General features: G+C 72.7%; 10 protein-coding genes. 6 read left to right on the forward strand and 4 right to left on the reverse strand.

All coding sequences use genetic code 11. The annotated features are described in order from the left end of the window. Positions 1–380 precede the first annotated feature (380 nt). Positions 381–3,806, forward strand: a complete 3,426-nt coding sequence (locus tag AC1DXK_RS10820) for an AsmA family protein (RefSeq protein WP_457106869.1) — start codon at positions 381–383, stop codon at positions 3,804–3,806. Positions 3,807–3,920: 114 nt separating this feature from the next. On the opposite strand, the gene AC1DXK_RS10825 is transcribed toward AC1DXK_RS10820, so the two are convergent. Continuing rightward, complete coding sequence (locus AC1DXK_RS10825; protein ID WP_457106868.1) at positions 3,921–6,056, reverse strand: S9 family peptidase; 2,136 nt, start codon at positions 6,054–6,056, stop codon at positions 3,921–3,923. A 218-nt stretch (positions 6,057–6,274) separates the two neighbouring features. Between AC1DXK_RS10825 and AC1DXK_RS10830 the strand changes: the two genes are divergently transcribed. Next, positions 6,275–6,484, forward strand: a complete 210-nt coding sequence (locus AC1DXK_RS10830) for a hypothetical protein (RefSeq protein ID WP_457106867.1) — start codon at positions 6,275–6,277, stop codon at positions 6,482–6,484. Positions 6,485–6,592: 108 nt separating this feature from the next. Then, complete coding sequence (locus AC1DXK_RS10835; protein ID WP_477297735.1) at positions 6,593–7,447, forward strand: DUF6456 domain-containing protein; 855 nt, start codon at positions 6,593–6,595, stop codon at positions 7,445–7,447. 182 nt (positions 7,448–7,629) lie between these two features. Here AC1DXK_RS10835 and AC1DXK_RS10840 read toward each other — a convergent pair whose 3' ends face one another. Together AC1DXK_RS10840 and AC1DXK_RS10845 are read right to left on the reverse strand one after the other, a co-directional pair. Beyond that, entirely contained in the window at positions 7,630–8,058 is a 429-nt protein-coding gene (locus AC1DXK_RS10840) for a SufE family protein (protein WP_457106865.1), read from the reverse strand. A gap of 141 nt (positions 8,059–8,199) precedes the next feature. After that, positions 8,200–9,297: a sensor histidine kinase gene (locus AC1DXK_RS10845; RefSeq protein ID WP_457106864.1), complete on the reverse strand. Its 1,098-nt coding sequence runs from the start codon at positions 9,295–9,297 to the stop codon at positions 8,200–8,202. Positions 9,298–9,613: 316 nt separating this feature from the next. Between AC1DXK_RS10845 and AC1DXK_RS10850 the strand changes: the two genes are divergently transcribed. From AC1DXK_RS10850 to AC1DXK_RS10860, 3 genes are all read left to right on the forward strand, one after another. Continuing rightward, positions 9,614–10,015 carry a DUF3761 domain-containing protein gene (locus tag AC1DXK_RS10850; RefSeq protein WP_457106863.1) on the forward strand — a complete coding sequence of 134 codons (402 nt, stop codon included), beginning with the start codon at positions 9,614–9,616 and terminating at the stop codon, positions 10,013–10,015. Positions 10,016–10,136: 121 nt separating this feature from the next. After that, positions 10,137–10,796, forward strand: a complete 660-nt coding sequence (locus AC1DXK_RS10855) for a hypothetical protein (protein ID WP_457106862.1) — start codon at positions 10,137–10,139, stop codon at positions 10,794–10,796. Further along, a complete protein-coding gene (locus AC1DXK_RS10860; protein ID WP_457106861.1) occupies positions 10,762–12,069 on the forward strand; it encodes a DNA-packaging protein in 1,308 nt (435 codons plus the stop codon). The genes AC1DXK_RS10855 and AC1DXK_RS10860 overlap by 35 nt, the downstream gene beginning before the upstream one ends. A gap of 417 nt (positions 12,070–12,486) precedes the next feature. On the opposite strand, the gene AC1DXK_RS10865 is transcribed toward AC1DXK_RS10860, so the two are convergent. Then, the coding region (locus AC1DXK_RS10865) for a hypothetical protein (RefSeq protein WP_477297739.1) at positions 12,487–13,082 on the reverse strand (596 nt) is incomplete at its 5' end.

The following is a 13,082-nucleotide window of genomic DNA, read 5'->3' on the forward strand; positions in this document are numbered from 1 at the left end:
ACGCGTGTCGCTGTCAAATCGACCGTATGGGTTCGTCAGATGCTTCCAACTCTCGCTCCAGAACAGGCAGTCTCAGAGCCGCACGAAGCGGCTCTTCGCAGGCTCGAGCGTATCGGCTTCCGACCTTCGATCCGGGCTCGCACGCCGCCTTCGTGGATGCATCCGGGCGAGGAGGCCGGTGCAACCGCGATCCCGTCCGGGACCGCTGGCGCGCCGTGCGATTGACCTGAACAGCCCGCAAATCGCGGCGTCTCGCCCGGAGGCGCAACGCTGGCGCCCTCGGCCCCTTATCGTGCTATGGCCCTGGCAACTGAATCGCGGGGGCACGCGGGGCACGGCGATGTCGCGTCCTCGCGGAGAGATGGTGCGGAACGGGACCATTGCGTGATCTTCTGACCGCGCTGGCGGGCGCCGTCATCCTGGTTCTCGTGGCGGCGCTCGCCGTCCCACCCTTCGTCGACTGGCAGGCCCAGCGCGCCCTCGTCGACCGGGCGCTTGCCCGGTCCCTCGGCGTCCCGGTCCGGACCGACGGAAGGATCGAGGTGCGCCTTCTGCCGTCACCGCGGCTGCGCGTGGACCGCCTGCATCTCGGTCGCGATCCGGACCGCCCGAGTCTCGATGCCCGGTTCGTCAAGGCCGAGATCGCCCTCGCGCCCCTGCTGAAGGGCGAGGTCCGCTTCACCGAGACCCGAATCGGCCGGGCCGAGATCAAGCTGCCCGTCGCCGGCCCGGATGCCCTGAAGCTGCCGCCGGATTTCGGCGGCGCCCTGCGCGACCGCGACCTCGCGATCGAGAACCTCCAGATCCAGCAGTTCCTGGTCACCACCCAGGTGCCGGCCACCGGGCGCACCGACCAGCTCTACGTCCAGGACCTGCACCTGCAGGCCCCGACCCTGGTCGGACCCTGGCGGCTCGAGGGTACGACCGGCGGCGTTCCATTCCGGGCGGTCAGCGGTACGCCGGGTCCCGATGGGCGGCTCGCGGCCAAGATCTCCGGGGGTGGCGACGCGCATCCGCGCTTCGAGGCGGATGCCCGCTTCGGCCTCGTGCCGGCCGAGTCCGGCGGGTCGCAGGTGGAGGCCGAGGGCTCGGCGCGACTCGTCGTTGGGCCGCCGACCCAGGCGGCCGGCGCCTACCTGCCGTTCTCCCTCGCCGGAACCTTCAAAGCCCGGGGCACGCAGGTCCGGTTCGAGGGCGTGGACGTGGCCATCGATCCCGGCGGCCGAGCGCTACGGCTCGGCGGCACCGGCCGGCTCGACCTACGCCAGTGGCGCGCTGGCCTGACCCTAGAGGCGCGCCGCCTCGATCTCGACGCCTTCCTCGCCTCGCCTGAGGGCCAGAACCTGATCGGCCGCGGCCTGCCGCGCTCGGCCGGTGGCCTACCCGCCATGCTCGACCTCGACCTCGCAGTGGGCAGCACCGTGATCGGCGGCGAGGACTGGTCGAACCTCGCCCTCACCGGCACCCTGGAGCGCGTCGGCGGCCTGCTCCTGCGCCGATTCTCTGTGGTGGGTCCGGCCGACTCGACCTTGAGCGCGAGCGGGCAGGTCGAGACGGCACCCCTGCGCTTCACCGGCCCGGTGGCCCTCGCAGCTCCGGATTCGGAGGCGCTCGGCCGCTACCTGCGCCGCCTCGGCGCCGAGGGGCCCCTCGTCGCGCTCCTCGACGGGCGCCGGGTCGAGGCCGCCGCCGACCTGTCGGCCGCCACGACCGGCCTGTCCCTGCGCAACTTGCGCCTCGCCCTCGGGACGGCGCGGATCACCGGCAACGCCCGCTACATGGCGGCCGAGGGCCAGGAGCGCGGACGGTTCGACGCACAGATCCGCGCGAGCGGTCTCGATATCGCCGGGTTGCCGCCCGTGGGGACGGCGCTCGGCGGGCTGCGGGACACCGACCTTGCCCTGACCCTGGAGGCCAGGGATGTCCGCTTCGGCGCGACGGGCACCGGCACCGGCACGATCGCGGCGCGGATCCAATCGGACGGCGCCGGTCTCACGGTCGACAGCCTCGACGTCACCGACCTCGCCGGCGCAAGCGCCCGGTTGTCCGGCCAGATCGGCGCGGACGGGACCGGCCGCGTCTCCGGCCGATTGAAGGCGCCGTCGGCGGCGCCGTTGCTGGGCCTTCTGGAGCGGGTCTGGGTCGGGGAGATCCGCCTGCTGCCCACCTTCCTGCGGGACGCACCCCTCGACCTCGCCGTCACCCTGGACCGGGAGGGCGGCGTGGCCGCGGCCCTGCGAACCCAGGCCCGGGGCAGCGCCGGCGGCGGCACCCTCGACCTGACCCTGGCCAGCCGCGGGACGCAAATCGAAGGCGGTACAGCCACGCTCACTGCGCCCCGAGCAGGGGCCTGGTTCGGCCGCGCCGACATCGCCGGCCTCCAGCAGCCCGGCACCTTGAACCTGACCGCCGAACGGCCGGATGCGCAGGCCCTCTCTCTGACGGTCAACGGCACGGTCGCGGGCCTGCGGCTGGCCACGGGCCGCCCGATCCTGGTCGGACCCGACCTCGTCCCCACCGGTGGCGAGATCTGCGCCGACACAGGCGATCTGGCGCCCTTCCTGACGCTGGCCGGCGCCGCGGTCCTGGCTCCCGGCGCGTGGCCGGCCGACCTGACCGTCACGCTCACCCGGCAGCAGGGCGAGGCCGCTGCCGCTCTTGCTGGCACGATCGCGGGAGCGGGGGTGAACGGGACGGTGCTGCGGGCGGCGGGGGGCGCCCTGCACGGCCGCCTCGCCCTCGACCGTCTGTCGGTCCCGCAGCTGGCCGCCGCCCTGGTGATTCCGCCGGGGGTGAACGGCAGCTTCGGGCCGGCGAGCGCCCATCCGGCCCTCTCCCTCGACGCGCGGGTCGCCAGCCTGGATCTCGGTCGCGGTCTCGTCGCCACGGATGCGACCGCCGCCCTCGGGCTTGCCGACGCCACCCTGACCCTGCGCGACCTGACCGCCAAGCTCGCTGGCGGGCGGCTCGCGGGATCGGTCACGATCGCCCGGCTCGGAGGCGGCGCCTCGGTCTCCGGCGCGGGCAGCCTCGACGGCGCGGCGCTTCCGATGCTGGCCGGCGGCCCGCTCGGTGGCCGCCTGAGTGCCGACCTGCGCTTCGCGGCAACGGCCGAGACCCTGCCGGGCCTCGCCGAAAGCCTCTCGGGCAGCGGCGCGCTCGCGCTGACGGATCTGAGCCTGCCCGAGGCCGATCCGGCTGCCCTGGGCCGAGCCCTCGCCCGGGCGGCGGAGATAGACGACCCGTTGCGGGACGGCCGCCTCCAAGCCTTGGTCACCGAGGAGCTCGCCCGAGGCGGCGCCCAGGCGCGGGGGACCGCCCGGGCCGCCGTCACCCTCGTGGGTGGCGTGGTGCGGGCCGGGCCGGTCGACCTCGATCTCGGGCCGGCGCGCTGGACCGGCATGATCGGCTACGACCTGCGGGCCGGGCGCCTCGACGCCCGCGGGACGCTGGCCGGCGGCCCGGTCCCCCGGGGCTGGAATGCCGGGCCGCCGGCGGTGCAGTTCGGCCTGAACGGACCGCTCGCCGCGCCCGAACGGGTCCTCGACGTCGCCACCCTGTCGAACGGTCTGGCCACCTTCGTGCTCCAGCGCGAGCTGGAGACGATCGAGCTCACCGAGGCGGATCAGGTCGAGCGGCAGCGCCGCCGTGCCCGGATCGAGATGGACAGGGTCCGCGCTGCGGCACTGAAGGCCGCCGCCGACAAAGCCAGCGCCGACAAGGCCGCGGCGGAGGAGGCGGCCCGCCGGGCGCGGGCGCAGGAAGGGGCGGCCCAGCCGCCCGCGCCCGCCGAGGTCCGCCCGTGATCGGGCGGCCCTGATGCAGCGATCCAAACGAACGCGTCAGCGAAGTTTTGAAAATTGATGCTTCAACAAAGACTTAGGGCTCATGCGCGTGACCGCGGTGACTGCGTCTGAGCCCTAGGACTTCCCCACCGCCATCAGCGCGAAGGCGTAGATCAGCCCGACCTCCTCCAGCCGGTCGAACCGGCCGGCGGCACCGCCGTGGCCGGCCTCCATGTTGATCCGCAGCAGCACCGGCCCGCCCCCCGTCATGGTGGCGCGCAGCCGCGCCACCCATTTSGCCGGYTCCCAATAGGTSACSCGCGGRTCGGTGAGGCCCCCGAGAGCCAGGATCGCCGGGTAGTGTTTGGCGGAGACGTTGTCGTAGGGCGAGTACGACAGGATCGTCCGGAAAGCGGCCTCGCTCTCGGCCGGATTGCCCCATTCGGGCCATTCCGGCGGGGTCAGCGGCAGCTCCGCGTCGAGCATGGTGTTGAGCACGTCCACGAAGGGCACGTCGGCCACGATCCCGGCGAACAGTTCCGGCGCGAGGTTCGCCACCGCCCCCATCAACATCCCGCCCGCCGATCCGCCATGGGCGACGATCCGCCTCTCGGTCGTGTAGCCGGCCGCGATCAGCGCGCGGGCACAGGCGATGAAGTCCGTGAAGGTATTGGGCTTCTTCTCGCGCTTACCGTCGAGATACCAGCGCCAGCCTTTCTCGGTGCCGCCGCGGATATGCGCGATGGCGTAGACGAAGCCCCGGTCGACAAGGCTGAGCAGGTTGGTGCGGAACGCCGCCGGCATCAGCGTCCCGTAGGAGCCGTAGCCGTAGAGCAGCAGCGGCGCGCTGCCGTCGAGGGGCAGCCCCCGCCGGTGCAGCAGCGAGATCGGCACCTGCTCGCCGTCGGGCGCGGTGGCGAAGAGCCGCCGGGTCACGTAGGCGGCCGGATCGTGCCCGCTCGGCACCGCCTGCCGCTTGCGCAGGGCGCGGGTGCGGCTGCCGCACGCGTAGTCCCAGGTCTCGGACGGCGTCGTCATCGACGAATAGACGAAGCGGATCGTATCCGTGTCGAAGGCGAGCCCGGCGCGCAGGCCGAGGGAATAGGCCTCCTCCTCGAAGGCGACCGTGTGCTCGGCGCCGTCGGCGAGGTCGCGCACGACGATCCGCGGCCGCGCGTTCTCGATCTCGAGCCGGACGAGATGGCCGGTGAGCAGGTGCAGGTGGCGGATCATCACCCCGGGCCGGTGGGGCACGAGGTCGGTCCAGTTGGCGCGCCCCGGGTCGTCGACCGGGGCGGTGACGATCTTGAAGTCCTCGGCCCCGTCCGCGTTGGTGCGGATGAACAGCCGGTCGCCGCGGTGCTCCACTCCGTAGATCAGCAGAGGGGTGCGCGGCTCGACGAGGCGCAATTTCGCCGACTCCGCGTGCCGGTCGAGCAGCCGGACCTCGGACGTCTCGTGGTCGCTCGCCGTGATGTCGAGGAACGCGCCGGACTGCGTCTTGCCGATATGGACGAAGTAGCCGGCATCGCCTTCCGTGTAGATCGTCTCGTCCGCGCTCTGCGGGGTACCGAGGCGGTGGCGCATGACCTTGGCAGGCCGATGGTTGGCATCGACCGCCACGTACCAGAAGCTCTCGCCGTCCGCCGCCCAGACCGCCTCGCCGGAGGTCGCCTCGATCCGGTCGTCCCGGTCGAGGCCGGTGGCGATGTCGCGCACGCGGACCGTGTAGAGTTCCGATCCCTTGGTGTCAGCGCTCCAGGCGAGCCGCGTGTGGTCGTCCGAATGAACCGCGGCCGCGATCTCGAAGAACGGCAGGCCCTCGCCCTCCCGATCGCCGTCGATGAGGATCGTCTCGTCCGGGTCCGGGCCGGCCGCGGGCACGTCCGGCACGGTCGACGGGCGCCGGCAGATCAGCGGGTGCTGCCCGCCCTCGCGGTGGCGCGTGTAGTAGGCGAAGGGTCCGTCCGGCTCGGGGACGCCGCTCTCGTCCTCCTGGATCCGCCCGCGCATCTCGGCGACCAGACGCTGGCGCAGGTCCGCGGTCCCCGCCAGGGCCGTCTCCGCGTAGGCGTTTTCGGCCTTGAGATAGGCGGCGATGTCGTCCGGCAGCGCGGCGGGATCCTTCAGGACCGTCTGCCAGTTCTCGGCCTTCAGCCACGCGTAGGGATCGGCGATCTCGTGCCCGTGGACGCTGAAGCGTCGCGGCCGGGCGTCCGCGACCGGCGCAGCGTCAGGGTGAGCGAGCAATCCGTGGCCAATCTCGGTCATCGTGTCTCCCGTCGGGTCCCGTCACGTCCGGGTGAGGGCATGTGTCCCGCCGGGCGCCGCGATGCAAGCGGTCGGGGCCGAGGGGGCCGCGCGCCGCCGTGGCCTTCGCCTCGCGCGACGCCCGCGGTCCCGGGCGCGGGAGCCCGATTCCGGATCGCGCGTTGAACCGCTGGCCGTGGCGTCGATCACGGTCTCTGCATCGACGCCGAGGTGCCGACATGGCCGCGATTCCCGATCCGCAGGACAAGCAGAACGAGCCGGACCTCGCGCGGATGAACAATGTGCTCGCGGACTGGGCGGCGCGGTCCGCTGCCTCCAGCGCGACGCTGATCGATCGTTTCGAGGCGATGGGCTACGAGGTGCGCGGAAAGTCCGAGACCGAGATCGCCGACATCCTCCATCGGCCGCCGACCCGGGCGGCACGCTAAGCCGCCGCAGGATAGCTGTGGGTTGTAGGCAAAAAAACCTTGATCATCTGAAATTTCCTGACATGATGAGGGTTCGGCGCACTCGGCTCGGAACATATGGAACAAAACATGAACAAAACTGCCGCGAGCGGGCGGAGCGGCGCTTCCGGGGCGAAGCACGACCGTGCAGCGTCGAGCGACCTGCCGGCGGAGGCGGTCCGCCTCTTGGCGCGGCTCGGCGAAGCGGGCGCGTACGCGCGGCCCGATCCCCTCGTCGAGAATGCACTGGTGACCCGGCGGGGCGGCGACGGGATCTCGGTGGGAGGCGGACGCTTCGCGGCCGCCTCCGGTCGCGCCCTCACCGCGGCCGATCTTGCAGCGTGGGACGCCGCCGGGACGCGGCTGACGATCAGCGCGGCCGGTCGGGCGCGCCTGCGGCGGCAGGCTTCGTCCGGCGACATGCCCTTCGCCGCGCAACACCGCGAACTGACGGTCGTGGCGGGGGATGCGGGTGCGGGGCCGACGTTGCGCAACGCCGCCGAGAATCCCCTCGCCTGGATGGTGCGCCGGCGTGACCGGGACGGCGCGCCGCTGATCGACGCGGCCTCGTTCGAGGCTGGGGAGCGTCTGCGGCGGGACATCAGCGCCGCCGCCCTGCTGCCGCGGATGGGCTCGGATTTCGGCGCCCCCCGGGTCGATGGCGGCGGTCCCCGGGACCCGGCCTCCGCCGCCGACCACGTGATCGCGGCCCGGCAGCGCGTACGCGGCGCCCTCGACGCGGTCGGGAGCGACCTGTCGGGGCTGCTGATCGACCTCTGCGGGTTCCTCAAGGGTCTGGAGCGGATCGAGGCCGAGCGCCGCTGGCCGGCCCGGTCGGCGAAGGTCGTGGCGCGGATCGCTCTGGGCCGGCTGGCCGAGCATTACGGGCTGGAGCGGGAGGCCATCGGGCCGGAACGCGGGCGCCTGCGCCTGTGGCGGGGCTGAGGGGAACCTCAGTTCAGGCCGGTCCCGATGCCGCGCATGGGATCGAGCCGACGGGCGGGCACGGCACGGCGCCGATGCCCGCGCAGGCCACCGGCTTCACGCTTCGGGAGGAGTGGGCGCCGTGCCGGCGGGACGAGCTGACACTCTCGCGGTCCCCGGCGCGACGGCGCCGGCCTCGATCCTCAGGCCTCCGCCGCGAGCCGGACCGCGTCATGGTGGATCCGCTCGGCCATGGCCCGCACCCCGTTGGAGCGCTTCGAGGTCACATGGGAGCCGAAGCGCAGCTGCCGGAACAGCTCCAGGCCGTCGGTCTCGGCAGCCTCCTTCGGGGTCTTGCCGGTGTAGAGCGCCACCATCAGCGCCACGAAGCCGCGGACGATGAACGAGTCGCTGAAGCCATGCAGGACGAGGCGCGGCACCCCACCCGACCGATCCACGCCCGTGTCGATCCAGACCTGGCTCTCGCAGCCATGAACGCGGTTCGCCTCGGTCCGCTCCGCGTCGGGCATCGACGGCAGGGCACGGCCGAGTTCAATCAGGTACTCAAGCCGCATGTCGTCGTCTTCGACGATCTCGAAATTGTCGATGATGGTTTCGATCGGGGGAAGCATGCTCAGCCGGGTCCGGGATACACTGCGCTCGGTCTGGTGGCGGCAAGGCCGGGATCCGAAAGCCGGCGGCCATCTTTCGGGACGCTGCTGTATAGGCCGGCCGAACCGCCGTGGCGACGGGGCTCGGCGCCGCGGGCGCCCTCACTGTTCGGTCGGGTGCGATGGCGGCAGGGTCAGCCACAGGGGGTCGCCCGGGCTGGCATCGCCGGTGACGGCGATCTCCGCCTGGGCCGCGTAGGCGGCGATCAGACGGGGGCCGAGGTTCGGGACGTTGGGACGGCCGGAGGCGGCCATCTCGCTCACGCCGGACACGATCGACAGGCGCGGCGGCCGACCGGCTTGGGCCTCCATGTCGATGGCGATCGAGCAGGCGACGTGCTCGGCCGTGGCGTCGAGACACTCCGCCACGATCTCCGCCACGATCATGCCCAGCGCATTGGCGATGCGGGGCTCCACGAGGCCGTTCCCGGTGCCGCCGACCTGGACGCTGATCCGACCCGCCCGCCGGAGCTGGCCGAGGCCCGAGGCGAGGCGGTGCAGGTAGTCCTTCAGGTCGATCGACGCGATGTGTGGCGCCTCGTGGAGGTGCTGCTGCACCAGCGCGATCGCCCGCACCCGCTGGCCCAGGGCCTCGAAACTGCCGCGGCAGGCGTCGGGCGCCGCCCGGCCGTAGAGACCGATCAGGCTGACCATCACCTGCAGATTGTTGCGGACCCGGTGGTAGACCTCGGCGAGCAGCGCCTCCTTCTCGGCGAGCGCGTGCTCGATGTGCTCCTCGGCGTGCTTGCGGTCGGTGATGTCGAAGCAGGAACCGAGATAACCCTGGAACCGGCCGTCCTCCACGACGGGCCGCGCGGTGTCGAGCAACCAGCGATAGACGCCGTCGTGCCGCCGCAGCCGGAACTCGACGGTGAACGGCGCCCGCGCCGCGAAGGCCTCCGCGACGACCTTGGCGTGGCGGTCGAAATCCTCGGGATGCAGGCCGCTGCGCCAGCCGAGACCGAGTTCCGCCTCAAGCGGGCGCCCGGTGAATTCTAGCCAGCACACGTTGTGGTGGACCGCGTGCCCGGCCTCGTCCGAACGCCACATCATGAGCGGCACGACGTCGGCGAAGCGCCTGAAACTGTCGCTCAGCGCAGCGGCCTCCGTCGTCCCCTGCGCCGGACCCGCACCAGGATCCCGCACGGGGCCTTCGTCCAGCGGCTGAGCCGCTCCGGACTCTGGTGGGTCACCGACCATTCTTTACCCGATTCACTCTGACGAACTGCGTGAAAGGCTTTGCCCGCGTGTGGATAGCGCCGGTCAACGTGTCGAGGTGACGGCCGTTCCGGTCTTCGTCCGCCTTCGGGACCGCCGTTCACAGCGGAAATAGCCGCGATAGCTTTCGAGGCCGTTCCGCGTCCGGTTGCGGGCAGGCCCGCCCGGCCCCGACGGTCGGCGCCCGGGAGGCCGATTCGCAACCTGTAACTGTTCTATGGATAACCGTAGATAGTCCGTGACGCCCTTCTCCGGTTGTGTCTGATGGGATCAGACACAACCTTGAAGAGGCATCCTGGTGCCCATCCCGATCCCGAGCCATCGCGTCCTCCGGCCAATGGCCCGCAGTTTGGTGCCGCTGGTGAGTCTGCCGCCGTGGCGCTGGCCGGGCGCTGCGCGGGGGCGCGGGCTCGGGCTCGCCGGCCTCGTCGTCCTGATCGTCGTCCTGCTCGTCGTCCCCTTCGGCGTGTCCGGGAGCGCCTCCGCCCGGCCGTTCTCCGAGCCGGACGACCGGACACTGGACCGGCACGGCCATTATCGCAGCCGGGACGGGTCGGAGGTCCATCAGCCGGCCAAAAGTCTCGACGGCACCAAGCCCACCGGCGCTACGGCCAGATGCCGGGACGGGACATGGAGCTTCAGCCACACGCATCGCGGAACCTGCTCGCGCCATCGTGGGGTCGCGCAGTGGGCCGGGTGAGATCCGTCCCGGCACTCGGCCAAAAATCCTAGGACCGGCAAAAATAGGAATTTGTGCTTGACATCGTCGCGCTGCCGGGCTATCACTCCAGCACGGTCGAGACGTGTGCGGAGAGCCCCTGATGTGGCCACCCCAGGCTCACGCGGCGGAGCGGCGCGCCGAGGCCCTCCGTCTCCTGCGGGACACCCGCCTCACGGTCGACGAAATCGGCGCCCGCCTCGACATCGGGCCGAAGACGATCCGGACCTGGAATGCCCGGGCCGGCTGGGTGAGGCCGCGGCAGCACGCGCCACGGCTCGCGATGGCCCGCTGGACGGCGGGCCGTCGGGCGTCCCTCGCCCGCCTCCTCGCCACGCCCGGCAACGACCCCGGTGACGTCAGCGAGGCCCTGGGCTTCGGGCGGCCCACTGCGGCGCTGCTGTCGCTGACCCTGGGCGTGGACCTGCCGAACGCGCCCCTCCGGCGCGCCGGACGTGGGATTGCGACCGATCCGGCGATCGATCCGGCGATCCTGCGGGGGCACCTGAGCGCCCACGTGGTCCGGCAGATCGCCGCCTTCGACGCGGCCCTGGGCGGCGGCGACCCGCCCCTGCGCGACTCCGCCCGGGTCCTGCGCGATCTCGGCGGTCTCAAGCGGCTGCTCGACACGCTCGCCGCGGACACGCCGCGCGGCACGACGGGGGAGGGGGGCGATGGCGGCACCGGACCCGACCTGCCCGCCCTGCGCGCGGAGATCGCGCGACGCTATGCTGGCTTTGTCGGCGGCCGGGCGACTGCCTGACTTCCTCGCGACCCTGCCGCCGAACCTGATCCGGATGCTCGCCGGCGACTGGTTGCATCAGGCCCGGCCGGATCAGTTGCCGCCCGCCGACGCCGAGACCTGGACGACCTGGGCGGTGATCGGCGGACGCGGCAGCGGCAAGACCCGCACCGGGGCCGAGTGGGTCGACGCCCTCGCCCGGGGGGACCCGGCCTTCACGGACGCGCCGGTCGCGCGGATCGCGCTGGTGGGGGAGACCCATCTCGATGTCCGCGACGTGATGGTCGAGGGGCCTTCGGGCCTGCTCGGCCTGCCACCGCGGGGGCGCCCCCGGCCGGTCTGGTCGCCCAGCCGCCGGCGCCTCGAATGGAGCAACGGCGCGGTCGCGTTCGCCTTCTCGGCGGAGGAGCCCGACGCCCTGCGCGGCCCGCAATTCGGCGCCGCGTGGTGCGACGAGGCCGCGAAGTGGCGCCGGCCCGAGGCGGCGTTCGACATGCTGCAATTCGGGCTGCGCCTCGGCGCCCGGCCGCGCAACCTCGTGACCACGACGCCTCGGCCGGTGCCGCTGATCCGGCGGCTGCTCGCCGATCCGCGCACGGTGGTGAGCCGTGCCCGGACAGGCGACAACGCCGCCCACCTCGCGCCGGACTTCCTGGAGCAGGTGGTCGGCCGCTACGCCGGCACCCGGCTGGGCCGGCAGGAACTCGACGGCGAACTCATCGCCGACCGGGACGATGCCCTGTGGACCCGCGGCGCCCTGGAGGCGGCCCGGGTCGCGGGGGCGCCCGATCTCGGCCGGATCGTCGTCGCGGTGGATCCCCCCGCGGCCTCGGGGGCGCGCTCGGATGCCTGTGGGATCGTGGCGGCCGGCCGCGCCGGCGGCCACGCCTACGTGCTGGCCGATGCGAGCCTCGCCCGGGCCACCCCGCAGGCCTGGGCGGAGGCGGCCCTGGCGCTCTACCACCGGCTCCGGGCCGATGCCCTGGTGGTCGAGGTCAATCAGGGTGGCGAGATGGCCGCCGCCGTGCTGGCCCAATGCGACCCGGCCGTGCCGGTGACGTCGGTCCATGCGACGCGGGGCAAGTACCTGCGCGCCGAGCCGGTCTCGCTGCTCTATGCCCGCGGGCTGGTCCACCATGTCGGGGCGTTCCCGGCGCTGGAGGACGAGCTGTGCGATTTCGGTCCGGACGGCCTGTCCGGCGGCGGATCGCCCGACCGGCTCGACGCCCTGGTCTGGGCGCTCACGCATCTCATGCTGGAGGCCCGCCCCGAGCCGCGGATCCGGCGGCTGTGAGCGCTGCCGCGGCCCCGAAACAATACGGCGCGCCTCTGCGAGAAGCGCGCCGGAGTCGGTTCGTGGTCTCTGGAACGAACTGCATCCTGTATACACAATGTCGTGCGCCAAAGCTGTGGCGATCCGGCCACGGCGTCGCGCCATGGGCGTTTATTCCCTGTCTCACGCGGATTTCAGGGTCGGCTCTTCCGTCGCGGCCATCACCGCCGGAGCCCAGCTGGCGCAGCGCGGGCGGCAGGAGGCAGCGGAGGCGGGACTCGGGCGCGATGCGGATGATCCCGACCGCGAAGGCGTGCTTCCCGTCTCTCGGACCCTCGATCGCTTCGTCGGTCCGGACCGTCGAACGCCGTTTCCCATCGGGTCGGACGGGATCGACGGTGCCGGGTGCGTCCGTCGGGATCGGCGGCCTCGCGCACGTCAGGGTGGCGCGGTGAGGTTCCGCAGGGCGGCGCGGACGTCGGCGAGTGCGCCGACCAGGGCGTAGCAGGCGAAGTCGTGCGATCCGGCGGTGGCGTTCGCCACGCGGAAGCGGCAGCTCAGGCGGTTCGCCCCGGCCTCGGGCCGCACCGCGAAGCCGGGCCGCGGGGCGTCGGTCTCCTGTGTCGGCGGGCCGGGCGCCCAGATGGCCAGGGCATGCGAGCCTTCGGGGGTCGCCAGGATCACCGGATCCGCCTGAACGCCGGACGCGGGGTCGAGGGGGGCTATCCCGCCGGTGGCCGGGTCAAAACGCCAGGCCTCGGAGAATTCCGCCGGCACGGCRGCGGCCAGCGGTTCGAGCCGGAGCCCTTTGGCGGGCTCGGCCAGGACGAAGCCCGCCTGCACCTCCACGGCGTTGCCCAGGCCCGGAAGGCCGAGGGCGATCCGCTTGTGCAGGATCACCGCCGGAACCGCGCCCATCGAAGGGTCCGCCGGACAATCCGGGTCGGGATCGTCGCTCGGGTCTGCGGGCGGCTCCCAGGCCATGCGGGTCTCGGTCTCCGCCCAACTCCGCCCGGCGCGGAGGGTGCGCAGCC

This window comes from Methylobacterium sp. P3_A11 (genome assembly GCF_056403155.1).